This is a genomic window from Lactobacillus gigeriorum DSM 23908 = CRBIP 24.85 (assembly GCF_000296855.1).
Taxonomy (GTDB): Bacteria; Bacillota; Bacilli; order Lactobacillales; family Lactobacillaceae; genus Lactobacillus; species Lactobacillus gigeriorum.
On record NZ_CAKC01000093.1, the window covers coordinates 77,718 to 98,502 of the forward strand.

The following is a 20,785-nucleotide window of genomic DNA, read 5'->3' on the forward strand; positions in this document are numbered from 1 at the left end:
TAATTAGTTTATTGCAACGATTTGCTTAGCATCCAAAAGAATTAAATATTTTGCTTTAACTTGTTTCTGGCTAAAGGAATTAATTGCTTGTTCGTAAAGTCGCAACTGTCCGCGGTATTTGTTTTGAATTTCTTCGATTGCTGAATCTAAATGTGATTTATCAACAAAGTCTGTTTTGTAGTCGAACAGAATAATGCCATCTTGATCGACAAAATAGCCGTCGATCGTTCCGTGAACTAATATCTTAGCCTGTGGATCACTAAAATTAGCAAACAGATTAGCAGCCGGCAATAAACTAGAAAAATCTACTTCTCGTTCTAATTGATCTGGATGTTCCCAGAACATTTTAGCAAAGCTAGAATGGACAAACCAGTCAATTTGATCAAGCTTAAGATATTGCACTATTGCTGGATCAAGTTTCTTATTGGCGACAAGTTGCTTAATTTCATCCCCCAATTGATTCTCGCTACGATCAGTATAGTCGTAATATTGCAAGATGAGGTGAGTTGCTGTTCCTATTTCAGCTCCAGTGTACTTATTTTCAAATAAGAATGCAGGACGCGTATTGATCGGTTGCAAGAAGCGATTGTTAGATTTAATCAAATGGGCATTTTCCAGTTCTTTTTTAATCGGGTCATTAAAAGCTTTTTTGATTTCGGATACTGCTTGATAAGCTGTGGTTTGACTAGCATCGCTAAAAGGATATGAAAAATCAAATAGTTTTTTACTTGTCTCTTGTAACAATCCTAGCTCTTGTTCTTGCTCACTTTCTTTATTATCGTTAGCTATTGATATTTCATAATTGTCAGGTGAAAAATCCAAATAAAGCATTGTTGCGTTTCGTTCGAGTTCAGGAATAACATCTGAAATCTTTTGACTAAGATGTTGCTCCAGATTTAATGTTGGACCAATAAATGAAAGCGGAGAACTTGCTCCTAATTTGTCAGTTTCTGGAAGCTTGCCCTTAATAAGCTTCTTTTGCCACTTTTCTACTTGATCGTCATAGTTTTCGATATCAGTTACTAAAATTAATTTCTGTTTTGCTCTAGTTAAAGCAACATAAAGAATCCGACTTTCCTCTTCCAGTATTTGACGTTTCTTTTTGATATTTCCAATGGCTTTAACTAACGTGTCTGCTCGATAATGCTCTTGACGTAGTGTAATACCGAGATATTCGCTAGTAATTACAAAATCGCTAGTAATATCCTTTTTTTGATAACGATGGTCTAGTCCTAAGTAGAAGACGATTGGAAATTCCAAACCTTTTGAACCATGAATAGTCATAAGTTTGATAGCATTGTCTGCTTCTTTGGACAAGAGTGGCTGCGCCAGATCTTTTTGGCTCTTTCTTATTCGTTCAATAAAATTGATAAATTGATACAAGCCTTTAAAGCCTGCGCTTTCATAAGAACTGGCACGCTCATAAAGGGTTTCTAAATTAACGCGACGCTGTTTACCATTTGGCATGGAAGTCATAATTTCTAGCAAACTGGTTTTTTCATAAATACTCCAAATCAATTCAGAAATACGGTGCACGGTTGAAAAATTTCTAAAGTCTTCCAATTGATTCAAAAACAACCTAATTCTTTCTGCCAATTCGTCTTTAACGGAACCGTATGCAGAAAGAGTATGGTAAAAGCTGGTATTTTTACTATGAATTCTGATCTTGGCAAAATCTTTTTCATTAAATGAAAAAATTGGAGATCTAAGAACGGTAGCCAAAGGAATATCTTGATCAGGATTATCAATTATTTTTAGATAATTCATGATAATCGTTAATTCAAAAGTTTGGAAGTAATTAGCAGCATCGCTGACAAACAAAGGAATATTGTTCTTAGCAAATTCTTGCATTATCTCCAAATTACTGGAGCGACTACGAGTCAGTATGGCAATATCACTATACTTAAAAGGTCTTAATTTACCTAAATGGGCATCGTAGACTTGTACCTTCTCCTGTTCCAACTGTTTAATCCGTTGGATTACCATTTGAATCTCTGAAAAGTCTAGATTATCATCAGCAACTTCTACTGCTTTGTTTTTACGCGCCTTTTTGTGGTAAATAATCTCAGCTGCTTGTTCAAGCTCCGTAGGATAATAAGTTGCTCCGTACTTGAGTTGCCCTTCTGCTTCGTAATCAATCCCGCCAAAATCATCGGTCATGATGGGATTGAACACCTGATTGACGAGATTTACAACTGGCTGACTGGAACGAAAATTATCCGCAAGTACGATTCGTTTTTGCTGTTCATTAGTATTTTCGCCAAAAAGGTGATATTTTTTCAAAAATAAACTTGGCTCAGCCTGTCTGAAACCATAGATAGATTGTTTGACATCCCCTACCATAAATAAATGGTTAAATTCATCATTTTTAAGCAGTTGTATGATCCGTTCTTGTAGCTCATTAATGTCCTGGTATTCATCGACCAAAATTTCTTTGAATTTTTTTTGGTAGAATTCCTGGGCTAATTTTGCATTGGAGGTATCTTGACTCAGAATTTGATAAGCTAATTGCTCCATATCGCTATAGTCCAATAGATTTTGTTCACATTTAAGTTGATTAAATCTTTGAATTAATTCCAACTCTGCTTTTGAAATTGCAGTCACAATATTATGACCTTGATTTAAAAGCTCGCTTTGTTCTGTTTCATCATTGATGAATAAAGCCGTAAAAGTTTCAAAAACTTGATCTTTAGCTTCAGTTTTTAGATCTTGGATTCTTTCATAAAATTCAAGTTCGACCTCGTCCCATTTCTTAGATTTACGAAATGAAGGGAAAATACATGCTCTTAATGCTTCACGAAGTTCATTATATGAAGCATTGTTTTTAAGCAGGTCGATAAAGGTTAATAGATTTTTTTCGAAATATTTAAAACTATCGTTTACTTTTGCTAAATTTGTATCCTCTATTAAAGGATTATCCAGTACCTGATCCAACTTTTGCTTTAAGTTGGTAAAAATTGATAAGAGATATGGCTTAATTTGGTCCTGCCAGATTGGCATGGTCACGATTGTGTCTGTTAATTCATATGGATTTGCTAAATTTTTTAACCAAGTTTGATAATCGGGTTTGGCCATAGCAAAATTGTACAAATCAAGCAATAGATTTCTCGGACTTTCAGCATCGCGATCGCCAGCAAAATTATCATAAAAAGCCAAAAAATCAGGATCATTAATTTCAAAAAAATGATTTTCTACGTCTTTCAAAGCTTTTTCTTTCAATAATGCAGCCTGAGTTTCATCTGTTAATATGCTGAAGCTAGGATCAAGATTAACTGCATAATAAAAACGATGGATTATATCTAAACAAAATGCGTCAATAGTTGAAATATTTGCAGTATCGACGTTGCTTAATTGCGTTCTTAGATATTGGCGATTACCAGTATTTGAACGCAAAGCTTTGATTAGTTCTTGCTTAATACGTTCTTTCATTTCTGTAGCTGCAGCTTTGGTAAAAGTAACAATTAATAATTGATCTACGCCTGTGCCTGATAATATCTCTTTTAGGACTCTTTGAACGAGGACAGTGGTTTTACCCGATCCAGCTGAAGCTGAAACTAAAATATCATGCCCGCGATCATTAATTGCTAGTTCTTGTGCCTTGGTAAATGGCATTATTGTTCTTCCTTTTTATTCAAGCGTTCTTTTATCTTGGTTAGTAGCGTTGACTTATCAAGATTTTCAATTTCATGGTAGCGATTTTGACGTAGCATAGCATCAAAGAAGAATACATCGCGATAGTCTGAATACGTTAAAGCAGTGCTATTTTTACCATATTTATACGGATTTAGTTTGATTTTCCCTGAGAGAATCTCTTTAGATGCTTCTTTAATCAAAAATTCGTCATATTCAAGCAATAGTTGCATTTCATCTTCACTAAAGCTAGATTCCTTACTTAAGCTAAATTTGTCCTTACTAGTAATGGAAAATCCAGAATAAAGTTTCTTACTATTATCATGATCCTTAATCAAAAGCGGTTCAGCTTGGGCTAAAATTTCTGGATCATTGGAAATAATGCCCGTGTATTCCAGTTTTGCTTTACCATCCATTGATTGAGGTTTGATTGTAAAATCAGCCCCGACTGAGCTCTTAGAATTTAGTTTTTCTAATTTACGAGTAACAGTCTGATAAAATGCTCCAAGCAACGACATCTGTTTATCGTCGACAAAGAAACTTTGATTTTTGGTTAGGACATCAAGATATGAAATCATCTGAAGCGATATGCCTTGATAAAACATTCCTAGATTAAAAGTTTTTGCAGATGACTTGTAGTCGATAACCTGGCCTAACATTTTATCGGCATTATCATAAGGAGCTAAATCTACTCGGTCAATCTTACCTCTAAGTTCAACTTGGTGATTGCCTTCTAGTTCTGAAAGTGGCAATTTGATTCCAGCTAATTTAGCTCCAGCACCAAAGGGCAATTCTGAGTATTTAGGTCTAAAAGGCGTTCGTTTTAATGTTCTTGCCCAGTTATAAGCAACATTTGAAGTCGTATGGTCTAAACATTTGAAAAGATACTGATTAAAAGGATCTTCCATTAACTGAGCATATTGCCCTTCATCTTTCATTGCATCGCGAACCTGGTGTAGCTTTTGTTCTAATTCAAGTTCTGATAGGGATGCTAAATCAATTTTTTCTTGATGTAACAACTTGACCAACTTATCAAATGTTTCGTGAAAATAATTTCCAGCCTGAATTACATCAAATTCGTTTTCTGCTCTACGTCTTAACTTTAAGCCATAATTTAAGAAATATTCGTATGAATTTTGATAGTAGGTTTCTAATTGGGAAACTGAAGAACTCAAGTTAGTACCGTACAGTTCTTGAGCCAGTTCTTGTCCGATCGATTGTGGCGTATTATCAAATTGACTTGCTGCGATAATCGCATCGGTCTTTTTAGGCAAATACTTTTTAACGATAGCTAACAACTGTTTGATCTTCTTAGATGAATCAACTGAAGATAAATACGTTAAGTACCCTAAACTTGCATCGGGATTGGTTAAAAATGATAGCAATTCTGATATATCTTCTGGCAAGTCATGTTGCTCAAATTCAGAGGCATTGGCTTGCTTTAATCGTTGATAAAAAATTGAAGGTTCTAATTGTTCATTGGCCGCATTGATTACTGGATATGTAAGATATACACGATCTTCTGCTAGACTTAAAGCTAAGCCAAACTGATATTCCTGATCAAGATTGTTAAGCTGCTGACGATCCTCAAGATAAGCATCATCATCAAAATTAGAACTTAGTTGAGCAATATTTTCTGAACTCAAAAAGCCAGGTGTTTTATTGATGCTTGGCAAATTGTTACTTGTAGCACCAATGATAAAAACCTGTTTGTAGCCACTTTCTTGAACCATTCCGATTTCCGAAATGTTAACTGCATCAAGCGTGGAAGGAATTTGCGAAAAAGTAGCTTCTCTAAATGCAGAAATGAGCATTTCCATAAAGCTAGTGTGATCAAATTCAGTAGGATTAATCAACAAATAGTCCTGTAATAGCGTAATTAATAAATCCCACAACTGCTCAGGTTGTTCTGCTTGTTGCAAGTCTCCCCTTTCGTTATCTTGATCACGCCAGGTTTCAAGCCGTTTACTAATGCCACTATTGACTAAGAATTCAAAGAAATTTCGAATAGCAGTTTTACTGTCAGTTTCTTCAGTTATTTCTTTACAAAAAGAAGTAATCTTTTTAACAATGTATGTTCTCAACTTTTCAAGTCGAGCAATATCTTGTGGCTGACCATCTAAGCGAATTACTTTGCTATTGATAAATTTTTCAAGAGGACGACGCCAAAGATAACGATTAATCCCATGAGCTAATACAAAATTTTCTAATTCGTCAACATCATGAAGGTAAGATTCATCATCTGTATACCAATCAGGAATTAATAGCTTAGTTTTTAAAATTGCAATAATATTATTAGTCTGCAACTGATTATTGATTAGTTCGGAAAGACTTTCAATCAATATAACCAAAGGATGATACTTCATTTCTTGTTGCAAATCGTTAAAATACGGAATCTTATTTTGGCGCAAAATTGGCAATAAATAGGTTTCGTATTCACTTAGATTTGGCGCAAGAATCAAAAAATCTTTAAAACGATAGTGATTAAGGGCAACTTGTTGATAAATAGTACGCGCTACAAAGTAAGCCTCTGCATATCTCGAATCGGCCTTAACTAATTGAACTTGCTTTAATTCTTGACTAGCTTCTGAAAGACCAATCCAAATGCTGTTGAGTTTTTCTTTGTTTGACGGTTTAACTGCAACTGGAAGTTCTTCAAGTTTGTAAGTCAAATTTCTTTGATTGATAAAGTTAATCAGGCGTTGAATAGTAGTTTGAATTACATAATCGTATTCACCTGGTTCGGGATTAAAATCTAGTGCTCCGACTTTAGTCTTAAATCCAAGATTTACCTGTTTGGCTTTAAGCATCAATAGCTTAATAGTTAACGTTTCTTGTAATGAAAAATGGGAAAAATCAGTAAAATAAAAACTTGTTTTACTTAGATCAAGCTTAGCCAAAACTTCATTCAACTGTAACTGGACCTCGTTCTTGGTTGCAAATTTGCCAGCAATCTTCTCAATAAAATCTTGATAAATAATGTTGAGATCATGAATCTTATTTTTGGTTTCCAAGTCGAGCTTTTCTTCATCAAAGTTGGTTAAATCAATATTGCCTTCATAAACTTGCAGAATTGTATCATAAATCTGTTTTACCATTCCAGAATTGATACTTAAATCTTGGAATAAAAGCAATTCATGTTGATGTTCTGCAATAATCTTGCTTAGTAACATAGCTGCTGCAGCATCATCAAGTTGGGCAGGAAGTCCCTGCTCTTGATCTTTTAAGAAAAACCAAGCCAACCGAGAAAACGAAAGAATTTGAAGGTTTTTTACAGAAGTGTGGGCTTCTTTCTTGATATTTGCAAGTTTAGAAATAGTCTTCACTTCTGTGGTAAACTTAATATGGTTTGGCACGATTATAAAAGTTTCTTCTTCTGGATGCTGAATGTAATTTTCAATTGCTTCATTCAGAATTTTTTCTTGTAATGGATCAGTTTGTCGACCAGTTAAAATGTTTATCATTATTTGTAGCTCCTTGCATTTTATTTTAGCATAGAGAATTTATCTTTTTTATAACTTTAACTAAGGATGACGAATTATATGAAAAGCTCTTTTTTAGCTCACGGCAAAGTAATTTTGATTGGTGAACACTCGGTTGTTTATGGCTACGATGCAATTGCTCTACCAATAAAAGCTTTGAATATTAGAACCACAGTTGAAGCATCAACTATCATGTGGATGGATACCAAGCAATATCATGGTCCATTGGCAGATGCACCAAGTTCGTATGATGGCTTAAAGTACGTGGTGGCTACCTTATGCCAAAAAGCAGAAGCAAATGAACAATTAAAAATCATCTATACTGGTGAAATTCCAATTGAGCGTGGTCTCGGATCAAGTGCTACAGTGGCACTAGGAACTGCTGAGGCATTAAATGAATATTTCCAATTAAAATTAACACATGCCGAAATCATGGCAATTACAAATCATGCGGAAATGATCAATCATGGAAAAGCTTCTGGATTGGATGCTGCTACTGTTAGTTCAGATAATTTGGTTTATTTCAATACCAAGGATGGCGCACAGAAATTGGATAATAAATTGGGAGCTACCTTATTGATTATGGACACAGGACAGTTGGGCAATACTAAAGAAGCAGTAACGATGGTTCGAAATGAATATGATCAATCTGCCAAAGTCAAAAATGATATTGCTCGTTTAGGAGAATTAACCAAATTGGTAAAAACTGCTTGGTTGAAGAAGGATGCACCAGCAACAGGAAGCTATTTTGATGAAGCTCAAGTAATTTTAGCTAGCTTAGGTCTATCAACGGATCGCATTAATCAGTTGCAAAAAATAGCGCAGGCTAATGGCGCACTGGGCTTTAAATTATCTGGCGGAGGGTTAGGCGGTGTAGTAATTGCCTTATGTACAAATCAAAAGGTTGCAGAAAAAATAGCGCATGAAAGTCAAGCTTTGATTGATAATTATTGGATCGAACAAATATAAAATATTTCCCTTGAATTGACAGCAAAAAGCAGTTATTCAAGGGTTTTTCAATATATGATCGGTAATAATGTATTGACCGTATTCATAGGTTTGATAAACTATTAATGGTTATAAATACGAACAATTATCAATTATAAGGTTGAGGAAAATTAATGAACACAGCTATAGCACACACCAACATTGCATTAATCAAGTATTGGGGGAAACAAGATGAGCAGCTTCGCCTTCCATTGATGTCAAGTCTCTCGATGACTTTGGATGCTTTTTATACGGATACTTCAATTGAATTTGCTGACGAAGACAAATTTTATTTAAACGGTACTTTGCAAACAGATGCAAGTGCTCAACGAGTTTTCACTTATATTCATAAATTACAAGCATTACTTAATTTGAGACCTGAATCAGTCGTAATCAAATCAGTCAATCATGTACCGACAGCAGCCGGCCTTGCTTCTTCAAGCTCGGCCTTTGCAGCTTTAGCTGGCGCATTTAATCGCTTGTATAAGCTAGACCTTAATCATAAACAATTATCGATTTTAGCCAGAATTGGTTCTGGTTCGGCTAGTCGATCGATCTTTGGTGGCTTTAGTATATGGAAAAAGGGAGTTACTAGCGATGATTCATTTGCCTATCCCATTGATGAAAACCCAACAATGGATCTACACTTACTAGCAATTGAACTTGATACTAAGCCCAAATCATTATCTTCAACTGAAGGGATGAAATTAGCTAAGACTTCCCCATTTTTCAATCATTGGCTTGAAGCTAATGATTCTGAACTAGATGCAATGATTTCTGCAATTAATAATAATGATTTTACTGCTTTAGGCGAGCTTGCAGAATATAATGCCAACGAGATGCACGCAATTAATTTGTCTGCGAAACCTGGTTTTACCTATTTTGTACCTGAGACTTTGAAAGCCATCGAATTAATTCACACACTTCGAAAAAACGGAATTGAGTGTTATTACACAATCGATGCTGGTCCAAATGTAAAAGTATTGTGTCAATTAAAAAATGTCAAAGATATTCAAAAATACTTTGTGTCAGAATTTAATAATGTTAAGATAGTGAGTGCAAGTTTTGGTCCAGGTATTTCCTACTTGGATTAACTATTGGAGCTTAAATTAGATTAGAGGATGAATTTCTTTGATAACAGAAAAGGCACCTGGAAAGTTATACATTGCTGGTGAGTATGCAGTCTTAGAACAAGACTGCCCTGCTATTTTGGTAGCCGTTAACCAATTTGTACGTGTAAGTATTTCTGAAAGTACTACTGGAACGGGCTTAATTCACTCTAAGCAATATTCACAAGATTCGATTCACTGGGTTAGAAAAGGATCACAAATGGTGATCGACAATCGTGATAATCCGTTTGAATACATTCTTTCAGCTATTTCTTTTACAGAGCAATATTGTTTAGAACAAAATATCGATCTTACTGTTTACGATTTGCATGTTAACTCTGACCTTGACTCTTCGGATGGTAAAAAATTTGGATTAGGCTCAAGTGCAGCTGTTACTGTTGCTACGGTAAAAGCAATTTTGAAGTTCTACGGAGTTCAAGCAGATAACGAATTGATATACAAATTGTCAGCTATCTCCCACTACCATGTTCAAGGAAATGGATCAGCCGGAGATATCGCAGCTAGTGTTTATGGTGGTTGGATTGCTTATCAAACCTTCAATAAGGCATGGCTACAATATCAACTCGCCCATAAGAGCTTGTCTGAAGTAATAAATAGTGCATGGCCTGGATTGAGAATTGAATTATTAACACCCCCAGCAGGGATGAAGTTAATGATTGGATGGAGTCAAAAACCAGCCTCTACTTCACGCTTAGTAGATGAGACCAACGCTAACAAAAATACTTTAATTGACGAATATGCGGACTTTTTAAGCCAATCACGGGCATGCGTATTAAAAATGATTGATGGTTTTGAAACAAATAACATTGCATTAATTCAACAACAAATCAGAGTAAATCGTGCGTTGTTACAGCATTTTGCAAAAATCAATCATATTGCAATTGAAATACCTAGATTAACTAAGTTAATTACCATTGCCGAAAAATTTGGTGGTGCAGCCAAAACCTCAGGAGCTGGAAATGGTGATTGTGGAATTGTAATTGCTGATCAAAATACTAATGTCGCTGTACTTGAACAAGAATGGAGAAAGAATAATATTCTACCTTTAGATTTTCGAGTTCATCAAGTTATATATTCACATTAGCAGAGGTTAAAATGTCAATTAGATCCAAAAGAAAAGAGGAACATCTGGCATTAGCTCAGATGTTTTTTGATAAAAATAAAATAAACAGCTTCGATCAAATGCATTTGTTGCGCCCTACTTTACCAGAGAGCATCGTTGATCGTAATTCAATTTCGACAACTATGTTCAATAAAACAGTTGCTGCCCCTTTTTTTATCAATGCGATGACTGGTGGCTCGGGGAAGTCTAAGCAAATAAATCGCGCTTTAGCTCACATTGCCCAAAAATATAATATTGCTATGGCTTTAGGATCTGCCAGTATTTTAGAAAAAGAACCAGATCAACTGCCTTCTTTTTTCATTGCTAGAGAGAACAATCCTGAGGGAATTATCATTGCCAATGTAAATCCCCTTACGTCATCTGAAGCAACAGCAAAAATCGTTAAAGAGATTCAAGCTGATGCTCTTCAAATTCATTTAAACGTTGTTCAAGAAGCAGCAATGCCTGAAGGAGATCGAAATTTTAAGTGGTTGGACAAAATTATTGAAATACGGCAAGCCGTAGATGTTCCAATCATCATTAAAGAAGTAGGGTTTGGCTTTGATGATGCATCAATCAAACTTTTACAAAAGAATGATTTTTCTTTGATCGACATTGCTGGAAGCGGTGGTACTAATTTTGCTCAAATCGAAAATTCTAGGAATAATCATGACGTATCATTCTTAGAAGATTTAGGATTACCAACTGTAGTATCTGCTTTGATGGCAGAAAAAACCGACATCGACTTTATTGTTTCAGGTGGCGTTCGCAATCCACTCGATGTAATTAAAGGTTTGGCCTTAGGTGCCAAATATGTAGGAGTTTCTAACTTCTTTTTACAAACATATTTGGAAAATGGAGAAACCGGTTTATCCGAAACGATCAATAATTGGATTAATGATATTGCATTGTTAATGGCAGTTTATGGAGCTAAAAGCATTCCTGATCTACAAAAAGTAAAGCGATATTATGATTTAAACTTAAAGAATAAACTTGATCAATTGTTATAAGATATAAAAAAGACTAATTCGTCTTATTCAGCTGTATTTAGCTGTTTATCCGAATTAGTCTTTTTGATTGGCATTAAGAAGTTTGATGATTTCTTTTTGAACTGCACTGTCATTACTTGAGCCAATTACTTGATCAACTATTTTTCTAGTGCCTTCAAGAGCAGCACTCGTTGCATAGCTAAGCCCTACATATTCAAGCATGGCATTATCATTTTCTCCATCTCCAAAAGCTACCATTTCTTCTGGATTGATATTTAAACTCTGACTGAGATATCTTAGTCCAACAGCTTTGCTCATTCCTTTAGCTTGAACATCGACTGAATCCTGCCCGCCTGCTACAACTTCAAATTGAGGATAGTTTTGACGAATTTTTTGAATTAGTCCAGCTAATTCATTAACGTTAGTATCAAAAGATATTTTAAAAATATCATCCTTAATCTCGTCAAAACTGTTAACGACAGTGATATGCTTGAAGTACTTTTCCATTTCTTTGTGATAAGCAGCACCATCTTTAGTGCGAACATAGGCACTCCTCAATCCAGCTACGACAACCGGATTTTTGATTTCTTCAGTAATCTGAATCATTGTTCTAAATTCTTCATCACTAATGTGATTAACATGCAAGATTTGATTGCCCTTAGCAACCAAAGCCCCATTTTCAGCAATAAAGTAAAGCTTATCAACTACTTTAGGAAATCTAGTTTTTAGATTTTCATATTGATTTCCACTTGCAATTACAAATTTGATGTCCTGCTTTTCGACTTGCTCTAAGATTTGGTCAAATAATGCTTGATCGTAGGTTTTATTGTCATTTAACCAAGTACCATCCATATCTGTTGCAATAAGTTTTATCATCTTGTCCCTACTTTCTTAAACCTTTCGGATAAAAATTCTTCAATTGCTTATTACCAGTCATTTTACCAAAAGAAAAGATCTTCTGCTGGAATGAAACTAACACAAATCCATTTAGTTTATTTGAAATTTGCAAAGTCTCGCCATGCAAGTAACTATCATATTGCTTTTTATCGATCAATTCTACAGTCTCAGTTTGTGGCAAATTACTTAATACCGCGGCTAATTGATGCCCAGGTTCAAATCGTCTTTTCTTCATAATCCCAAGTTCAAGCCCATTATTTATGATTTTTAACCCTTTTAATCGCTTAGGATCAAGTGCTGGGATAAAAATATGATCATTGCTATTAAGCGCCAGCGTTTTCCATGATGACAATTGTTCAGGCAAATTAAATTTTTCAATTACTTTTGATACATAATCAATTTCTTCTTTGCTTAACTTACCTTTTCCCACATTATTACGCTTGCGTTGTTGCTTTTTAGGACTAACGAGCACAGTGTCTTCTTGCTTGCGCTGATCTTTTAAAACGGCTAAGAATTGTCCTTCTCCCAGGTTATTTTGAGGCCAGAATCTAAGCGTATTTTGCAAGTCCGATAATTTTTGCTCTGTCCATTCAGGATGGCCATAACTAATACCAGTGGTATTTTCTAATGGAAGCTTTTGAATTTGTAAATTATACTTAGCTACTAACCATGCCACTATTTGCTCGTCTTCTTCAGGTGAGAATGTACAAGTTGAATAGACTAATTTCCCACCTGGTTTAAGCATTTTCATGGCCTCTTGGAGAATTTCTTTCTGCCGTGCTTGACAAGTCATAACATAGTCTTGACTCCAGTAGTTAACGGCATCTTCGCTCTTTCTGAACATTCCTTCACCACTACATGGAGCATCGACTAATATTGTGTCAAAAAATTCAGGAAAAACTTTAGCTAAAGCAAATGAATCATTATTTGTTACTACAGCATTGTCAATACCCCAGCGTTCCAGATTTTCTCTTAATGCTTTCACTCTCGTAGCTGAGATTTCGTTTGCCACTAATAATCCTTTACCTGCTAAGCTTTCTCCTAATTTGGTAGTTTTTCCACCAGGCGCTGCACATAAATCTAAAACCTTTTCTCCTGGTTGTACATTTGCAAGTGTGGCTGGAAACATAGCTGAAGGGTCCTGAGAATATACGGATCCACCCACCCACTCTGGATCAGTTCCATCTATCTCACCATAATATGAAGCAGTTAAATTAGGGATTGGCTTTGACTGATCATAAGAGATATTAGTATCAATTTTTAATTGATTAATGCGATAGGCTTTTCTTTCAGGTAAGTTTAAAGCCGAAAATAAGCGTTCACTTTCTTCTTGTCCAAGCAAATGCGTGTACTTATTTTTAAATTCTTCTGGTAACTTAACCACGTTTAATTCCCTTCCGACTTAGGTAAAGATATGTTAAAACATAGCTTACCATAAATAGAATAAATTCAAATAATGATAAGATTGCGAAATGACCAGGATAACTGTAGAAAGCTCGCCAGCTTAATAAAATATAAACGCCAACGGCTAACAAAACTTCAAATAGAATATATCTAATACTCCGATTCATAATCCAATTACGTAACAGATCATCTCGCAAATGGGTACTCTTGCCTTGTCGCCAATAGATAGCGGCAACTAGTATATTTGCAACGATACCAATTAAAACCATCAAAGCAATAAGAACAATTTCTTTAATGGTTGAAAACCGATTATTACGATGGGTAGTAACAAATTTAGGTACATACATCTGCGTATGATAGTGCTTAGCAACATGACGAATAATATGTTCAGGAGCATCGATTATAATACGATAATCTTTTAATTTTCCCGTCGCCGTAGGTTGATTAATCCCGGTAGTAAGATAATAACTATCTTGCTCAATTTGATGGTAATTTTTAAATTCGCCAATAACTGTATAATAACGGTCATCTAGCTTTAGATACCTGTTTCCTTGTACTTCAGTAATATTAGCAGTACTATCTGGACCAAGGACTACAACTGGAACTTGACCAGCAAAATCATCGATTGAAAAATATCGTCCATTTTCGGTAGGCTGAGTAACAATATTGTTGTTTGCCCATACCAAAACCTGATCAGCTTCATATTTGTTGTCAAAATGAATCTGAATAGTTGCCTTTTCATATCGATTATCTAAATATGTTAAGAAATCCTTGATTTGTCTATTGCTATTAATATCGAAATATCTGGTATTATTGCTAAGGCCATAGGTTTCTAGTAGTTGATCAGCTTCTTTTGATTGAATTTTTGACAAAATGGTACCTGATCCAATAAGCGATAAAATAATTATTAGCGTTAAAAAAACTTTACGTATATTCATTGTTTAACCTGAAAGATCTGTTCATCGATAAAATCGAATGATTTAAAAGTGTCGTTTATTCTTGTAATTGCTGCTGAATGACTAAAAAGTTGTTTGTGCCAAAAATCAGGCGAATTTGTTGCTCCATCCTTTTCTCCAACAAATAATAATGTAGCATGAGGATTGTATTTTTGCCAATTTTGCACGACATTTAAATCATCTTTGGTAAAATTGGGAGCCCAAGAACATAAAATTAGATCCGCTTGCGTAAAACGTCTTATTGCGGAAATAGCATCATAGTCAAAAACTGGTATGAATGGTGAACTTCCAGTCTGTGAAGTTTTTGCCCATTCATTGCTATCAGTTGCAATGGTATCAATACCTAAAGTTTTAAAGCCCAATGACCAGTATGCATTTCCTGCCATAATTTCAAGTACTTGTTTGGGATGAAATTCATCCTGAATTTGTTGGATCGTAGCTAAATTAGGTACAGACCAAATGCCATATCTTAAAGATAAAAATTGTCGAAGACTATTTAAGAGCTTATTTGTAATCTTTAATTGTTGACTTTTTTCAGTCCCAATGTCTTCAAGAATTTGTTCGTATTGATCTGGCAATAGACCTAACGGAACAGGAGCTTTTTTTAGTAGTTCCCTGGCTGATATTGCGTTTACTATTTGATTGATTTCTTTTACTTGAGTTGTAACTTGTGGATGTGATATTTGCTTATTTAAAAGAGCCAATTTTGAAAGATAATCTGTCATTTAAATAATCCTTTTTTGATATATTAATATTTTACACCAAATCTTTATTACCTTTTTACCTATTAATTCTCGCAAATAGGCTATAATATTAATTAGTACGAAAGAGGAGTTGATTCTATGGCTAAAAAAGCCAACAATGCTGAAGAAGAAAGTCTAGGGAAATTTCTGCTAGACGTTGTTGTGATGATGGTGATCATGGGTGGAATTTTATATGCTCTGTTTACATTCGTCCTATCTAACGAAACGGTTTCTGGTCCATCAATGCAACCTACTTTTGAAAATGGTGATCGCATTATTGCTGTCAGACATTTCTCGCTGAAAAGAAATGACATCGTCATTTTAAAAGCACCGGACCAAAAAGGAGCACTTTATATTAAGCGAGTTATTGGTCTTCCAGGAGATATGGTAACATCTAAGAATGATAAACTTTACATCAACGGTAAGCAAGTAGCTGAACCATATCTTAACAACAAATTTAAGAAAGCAGCTAACGCTGCTGGGCAACCCTATACTAATAACTTTACATTGACACGCCGCGTTCCCAAAAATAGTTATTTTGTAATGGGTGATCACCGCGATGTATCGAAAGATTCAAGATATTTTGGTTTTGTTAAACGAGATGCGATTACTGGTAAAGTAGTATTTAGATATTGGCCACTTACCCACTGGCAAACCTTCTAAGTTACCAAGAATTACCTTGCAAAAATAGTTGTGTTAAAATTGTAATGTAAGGAGATCTTAAAATGAATGGATTAGAAGAATTATCGGATGCAATTATTGACTTTCAAGTTAAGAATCATATGACAGATACAGATATGGCGTTCGCTAGTAATCTGTCAGTGGAAAAGATCCACGCGATGAAAATTGGTAGTGGAAGTTTTACTCCAGAAGAAATCAATCAAGTTTATGATTACATTCAGTCTTATTAGTTTTAGCGCTCTGTTGAGCGCTATTTATTTTGTTTTATAATGATTTAGTAACAACGTGTTTAAAACATACCACAATAAAAAAACAGGCATATTTTGCCCGTCTCCTACAAACTAATTTTTTGGTTCAAAATATTTATTGATCATTATCCAATCAAGAATAGCTAGGATAATATCTTCAATAAATATTTCTAAATTGCTCTCTCCTATTGTATAAGTAATAAAGTTTGGCCCGATATTCGGTTTTGCGATCACAAGTTTGTAGTAATATTTTTCAAAATTGATATTAGCTTGATAAAACAGATAAATACCGATAATAGCCAAAACCAACATGATTATCCATCGAAGTATCTTCGTGTTTTTAACAGGTAAAGTTTCTGCAATAACACTTCCGAAAAAATTACAAAAGTCAACAAACAGAAAAATCCCTAAAACTAGTAATACCAACATTAACAAGCTTTGAATTATAGTGCTGAAGTTGAATGAAAAGTACCCTTTTACTATCGATATTTCAATTGTATCAGTCATAGTTTTCACTGCTATCCAGCCAATCAAGAAAATGCTTGCCATTTGTACTATAAAAATATAGGCACATTCCAGCAAACTACTGATCAGGTTTCCAAGATACAATTTAGAGCTTGAAACTGGTACTAAATGCCAAGTTTGACTTAAATTAATACGTTGATTTTGCCAACATAGTACACCGCAGAAAAACATGTCAATGATAGCAGACGTCATAAAAAACAATTGAAATATTATGTTAGAAAATGGGCCCTTATCAGTCACGATCCAATGATTGTCGATCATAAAACTAAAATTATCAAATTGACCTACAATTAAGAAAAAGATAATCGCAAATAATTGTATAATCAAAGCATAGTACACATAGGTCCTCTTTTGTATAAATAATTGTATAATCAATTGCCTAAGTGATACTTTTTCGGCATTCATAAATCAATCCTTGCCCTTTCTATTTTTGTTTTGCTTCGATAAATCTATCAAAAAGCACTAGGTTTAGTATTAACAAGACTGCATCTAAAAGCGATATCAAGACAATTTGATTAACTAAAGGAGTAGAATCATTAATCCGCATAATTACTCCTAAAAAGTGACCTTCACTTAACATATCAATCGACTTGGCGGAAATGTAGAAAAATACAATCAACAACATTAATTTCACTGTTGCTGAAATGAATTTATTTGCAAAAGGCAAAAAATCGATCATTGTTCTGCTTAGAAAATGGTAAGTGCCTACAATTAAGTACCAAAAGATGTTGGTAAGAATAATTAAACACACTGATAAGAGCATGGTAGTTATCACACTGTTTAGATCAGATTGACTTATGTGTCCCAAGGAGAAGTGTGCTCCCTTTCTCAAATCTGGTGACAGTACAAGTCCAAGCCCTAAACTTATTAAAGCTACAATAATTTGTAAAAAACTGTAATAAACTAAACTCAAAAATGAGGTCAAAATATTAGCAATATAAAACTTATTATCACTAATTGCGGCCAATCTCCAAGTTGAACTACGATTAATTTTTTCCGTAATATACACACTTGCAATGAAATAAATCATTTCTCCCAGAACAAAAATCGTGATCGTAATAATGAAAAAGCTCATGAAGAAAGTACCAAATATATCTAGCCTTCTAACACCGAACCCCTCACTAAACATGTTTGAATGGCCAGTCTGAACTGAAACAGTTGTCCAAACTGAAATCACAGCGGAGGCTATCATTCCGAGTACTAAGAAGAGATAACTAAGCTTGTTTTTTCTCTTTAGTAGTGGCCGCATTAATTGTCCAAAGGTCAACATCATTCTGCCTCCTCATCCGCATACAAACTTTCATAATAAGTTTCGATACTCTCATGTTGTTCGCGAATATCGTCTGCAGATTTATGTGCATATATCTTATGGTCCTTAACAATCACCACTTCATCAAGAAGAGATGAAATCTCGTTCACAAAGTGATCTGAAATTAAAATAGTAGATTTTTCATCTTTCCACAAAATAATGGAGTTGATGATTTTCTTACGTGCCATTGAATCAATTCCGCCAAATGGTTCATCTAGAAGATACAAATCAACTTTTCTTGCAAATGTTAAAGCAATAATCAGCTTTTCTTTCATCCCTTTTGATAGTTGGCTTAATCTCATTTCAGGATCTAATTTCATGAATTTACGCAATTCTTCGAATTCATTTTCATCAAAATCAGAAAATAAAATATTGTAGAACTTTACTACCTCTTTTATTTTAGTAGCATCGCTAAATCCAGATAAATTGTCTGTAAACGAAATATGAGCTTTTCTAAGAGCAGTCTCACTATCCCCTAGCACTTGCACCTCTCCTCGATAATTTTTGGCTAAGCCGGCAATAATACGCATTAATGTAGTTTTTCCAGCTCCATTTTCTCCTAACAAGGCTACAATTTTGCCTTGATCTAAATTCAAATTGACATCTTGTAAGATACTCTTTTGGTTCTTTCGGTATGTCAAATCCTTGATATTAAGAATTTCCGTCATCTTGATGATCCTCCAAATATTTATTCAAGGTACCTAATAATTCTCCCCTTGCAACACCTAAAATTTCCATGTTGTGAATAAACTCCGTTAACTCACTGTCAATAAGCTCTTTTCTAGAAGCCTTGATCAATTCCGTATCTTCTGTTACGAAATTCCCTTCTCCACGTTTAGTATAAAGAATTCCTTGATCATTCATCCTTTGAAGCGCTCTTTGTACAGTATTAACGTTTACAGTTAAATCAACCGCCAATTTTCTAACCGATGGAATCTTTTCTCCTGGCTTTAATTTGTTCATTGCAATTTGCCGATAGAGATATTGCTCTATCTGGATATAAATTGGAATATTATCTTTGAATTCCATTTTCTACCCTTCTATTCACTGTACTATTATTCTATTACACTATTTATGATAACTAATTTAATTCTTAATTTCAAGCAATTTATTTGTTTCACAAAACGAAGATTTTATTTGTGATTTATAAAAAAATAACTTACTTTTTGATATATTAGGATTTTTAAAGCTGATTATCGTCTCACATAGTCAAAGTGGATAATTTTTTGTTGATCAATCATCCCTTAGATCTCTGTTATTATAAGGATCTATTGTGTATTTAAAAAACAATGATTTTATCAAAAAGAGGCAAAATTGTTTCATTAAAAAGAGTGTGCAGTAGCTCTACACACTCTTTATAGTTTTTTAAATAGGGCAGAAATAGGGCACACTTTTATCGACTATTGGAACCTTATAGAATCCTATAGAATTTTTTCACGCTGTGAATTTATTTTGAGCGTTCTGCCAAAAGCTTTGTCATAGTAAGCATTACGTCGACTGCCTTATACATTGACTCTAATACAGTATATTCATAGCGACCGTGCATATTCTCTTCCCCCGCGAAAAGATTTGGACATGGTAAGCCCATGTAGGTCAATTGTGAGCCATCAGTTCCACCACGTACTGGATCTTCGTTAATTTCTAGGCCTTCAGCCTTGTATGCATCTCTAGCTAAGTCGACAATGTCCATGTGCTTCTTTAATTCATCGGCCATGTTATAATATTGGTCCCACATCTTTAATTGCAACCGATCAGTACCAAGTTCTTGGTTCATCTTAGCAACTAAATCTTTAACAACTTGTTTTCTTGCTTCGAGTCCATCACGTTCAAAATCACGAATAATGTAATCAAGGTGCGCATGATCAACTGTACCCTCAAAGTTCATCAAGTGGTAGAAGCCTTCTCTACCTTCAGTCTTTTCAGGCACTTCATCTTGTGGTAATTGACTTTGGAAATCAATTGCTAATTGAATCGCATTGATCATCTGTCCTTTAGCAACTGCCGGGTGAACGTTAACCCCTTGAATATCGAGACCAAATTGAGCTGCTGAGAATGTGCCCCAGTCAAGTTTTCCAGGCGCCTCACCATCAACAGTAAAGGCAAAATCAGCTGCAAAGTCTTCCACATCAAAATGACCTGCACCGGTGCCAATTTCTTCGTCGGGAGTAAAGCCCAAACGAATTCGACCATGCTTGATTTCTGGATGAGCTAATAAGTATTCTGCAAATGTTACTAATTCAGATACACCACACTTATCATCCCCTCCCAGCAAAGTATCGCCAGAAGCAGTAATAATAGTTTGTCCCTTGTATTTCTTCATATTTGGAAATACTTCAGGATCCAAATAAAATTCTGAATCGCCAAGTTGAATTTTTGAAACACCATCATAATTTTCATTGATTTGTGGTTTTACATTTTCTGAATTGAAATCAGCAGTATCACAGTGAGCAAGGAAACCCATAACTGGTACTTCATAATCAACATTAGAAGGAATTTCAGCAATTACACAACCAGCTTTTTGGTTATAGTGAATATCTGACAAGCCTAATTCTTCTAGGTCCTTCATAATCACTTCTTTTTGGAATTTTTCTTCTCTCTCAGTTGAAGGGAATCGATTTGAATGCTCATCTGAACGAGAATTTACTTTAACATACTTCAAAAATCTTGGTAATAGTGTTGGATACTCCATATTTAAACCTCAC

The 20,785-nt window shown here is 34.7% G+C and carries 17 protein-coding genes; 6 read left to right on the forward strand and 11 right to left on the reverse strand.

The window, feature by feature from the left end; translation table 11 throughout:
• Positions 1–3: 3 nt before the first annotated feature.
• Both addA and BN52_RS08720 read right to left on the reverse strand, forming a co-directional pair.
• Positions 4–3,612 carry a helicase-exonuclease AddAB subunit AddA gene (addA, locus tag BN52_RS08715; protein ID WP_008474169.1) on the reverse strand — a complete coding sequence of 1,203 codons (3,609 nt, stop codon included), beginning with the start codon at positions 3,610–3,612 and terminating at the stop codon, positions 4–6.
• Positions 3,612–7,094 carry a PD-(D/E)XK nuclease family protein gene (locus BN52_RS08720; protein ID WP_008474171.1) on the reverse strand — a complete coding sequence of 1,161 codons (3,483 nt, stop codon included), beginning with the start codon at positions 7,092–7,094 and terminating at the stop codon, positions 3,612–3,614. The genes addA and BN52_RS08720 overlap by 1 nt, the downstream gene beginning before the upstream one ends.
• A gap of 78 nt (positions 7,095–7,172) precedes the next feature.
• Here BN52_RS08720 and mvk point away from each other — a divergent pair, with 78 nt between their 5' ends.
• The 4 genes from mvk to fni all read left to right on the forward strand — a co-directional run bounded on the left by mvk (position 7,173) and on the right by fni (position 11,341).
• Positions 7,173–8,081 carry a mevalonate kinase gene (mvk, locus tag BN52_RS08725; protein ID WP_008474172.1) on the forward strand — a complete coding sequence of 303 codons (909 nt, stop codon included), beginning with the start codon at positions 7,173–7,175 and terminating at the stop codon, positions 8,079–8,081.
• Positions 8,082–8,233: 152 nt separating this feature from the next.
• Positions 8,234–9,193: a diphosphomevalonate decarboxylase gene (gene mvaD, locus BN52_RS08730; RefSeq protein WP_008474173.1), complete on the forward strand. Its 960-nt coding sequence runs from the start codon at positions 8,234–8,236 to the stop codon at positions 9,191–9,193.
• Between the two features lie 37 nt (positions 9,194–9,230).
• On the forward strand, positions 9,231–10,313 hold the full coding sequence (locus BN52_RS08735) for a phosphomevalonate kinase (protein ID WP_008474174.1): 1,083 nt from the start codon (positions 9,231–9,233) through the stop codon (positions 10,311–10,313).
• Between the two features lie 11 nt (positions 10,314–10,324).
• Positions 10,325–11,341, forward strand: coding sequence for a type 2 isopentenyl-diphosphate Delta-isomerase (gene fni, locus BN52_RS08740; protein ID WP_008474175.1), 1,017 nt, complete (start codon positions 10,325–10,327; stop codon positions 11,339–11,341).
• Positions 11,342–11,395: 54 nt separating this feature from the next.
• Here fni and BN52_RS08745 read toward each other — a convergent pair whose 3' ends face one another.
• From BN52_RS08745 to BN52_RS08760, 4 genes are all read right to left on the reverse strand, one after another.
• Positions 11,396–12,196, reverse strand: coding sequence for an HAD family hydrolase (locus BN52_RS08745; RefSeq protein ID WP_008474176.1), 801 nt, complete (start codon positions 12,194–12,196; stop codon positions 11,396–11,398).
• 7 nt (positions 12,197–12,203) lie between these two features.
• On the reverse strand, positions 12,204–13,601 hold the full coding sequence (locus BN52_RS08750; RefSeq protein ID WP_008474177.1) for an RsmB/NOP family class I SAM-dependent RNA methyltransferase: 1,398 nt from the start codon (positions 13,599–13,601) through the stop codon (positions 12,204–12,206).
• On the reverse strand, positions 13,594–14,493 hold the full coding sequence (locus BN52_RS08755; protein WP_236698441.1) for a hypothetical protein: 900 nt from the start codon (positions 14,491–14,493) through the stop codon (positions 13,594–13,596). Before BN52_RS08755 ends, BN52_RS08750 begins: the two co-directional genes overlap by 8 nt.
• Positions 14,494–14,555: 62 nt before the next feature.
• Positions 14,556–15,302 (reverse strand): hypothetical protein, encoded by a 747-nt coding sequence (locus BN52_RS08760; protein WP_008474181.1) that lies wholly within the window; start codon positions 15,300–15,302, stop codon positions 14,556–14,558.
• Between the two features lie 117 nt (positions 15,303–15,419).
• Here BN52_RS08760 and lepB point away from each other — a divergent pair, with 117 nt between their 5' ends.
• Both lepB and BN52_RS08770 read left to right on the forward strand, forming a co-directional pair.
• A complete protein-coding gene (gene lepB / locus BN52_RS08765) occupies positions 15,420–15,983 on the forward strand; it encodes a signal peptidase I (protein WP_008474183.1) in 564 nt (187 codons plus the stop codon).
• A gap of 62 nt (positions 15,984–16,045) precedes the next feature.
• Positions 16,046–16,231 (forward strand): LBP_cg2779 family protein, encoded by a 186-nt coding sequence (locus BN52_RS08770; RefSeq protein ID WP_008474184.1) that lies wholly within the window; start codon positions 16,046–16,048, stop codon positions 16,229–16,231.
• A gap of 111 nt (positions 16,232–16,342) precedes the next feature.
• Here BN52_RS08770 and BN52_RS08775 read toward each other — a convergent pair whose 3' ends face one another.
• From BN52_RS08775 to pepT, 5 genes are all read right to left on the reverse strand, one after another.
• A complete protein-coding gene (locus BN52_RS08775) occupies positions 16,343–17,179 on the reverse strand; it encodes a hypothetical protein (RefSeq protein ID WP_040473524.1) in 837 nt (278 codons plus the stop codon).
• Between the two features lie 19 nt (positions 17,180–17,198).
• Entirely contained in the window at positions 17,199–18,044 is an 846-nt protein-coding gene (locus BN52_RS08780; RefSeq protein WP_040473525.1) for a hypothetical protein, read from the reverse strand.
• Positions 18,044–18,751, reverse strand: a complete 708-nt coding sequence (locus BN52_RS08785; protein ID WP_008474187.1) for an ABC transporter ATP-binding protein — start codon at positions 18,749–18,751, stop codon at positions 18,044–18,046. Before BN52_RS08785 ends, BN52_RS08780 begins: the two co-directional genes overlap by 1 nt.
• The gene (locus tag BN52_RS08790; protein ID WP_008474188.1) at positions 18,735–19,112 is read right to left on the reverse strand and encodes a GntR family transcriptional regulator; all 378 of its coding nucleotides are present in this window, start codon (positions 19,110–19,112) and stop codon (positions 18,735–18,737) included. The genes BN52_RS08785 and BN52_RS08790 overlap by 17 nt, the downstream gene beginning before the upstream one ends.
• Positions 19,113–19,530: 418 nt before the next feature.
• Entirely contained in the window at positions 19,531–20,772 is a 1,242-nt protein-coding gene (gene pepT, locus BN52_RS08795) for a peptidase T (protein WP_008474189.1), read from the reverse strand.
• Between the last annotated feature and the right edge of the window lie 13 nt (positions 20,773–20,785).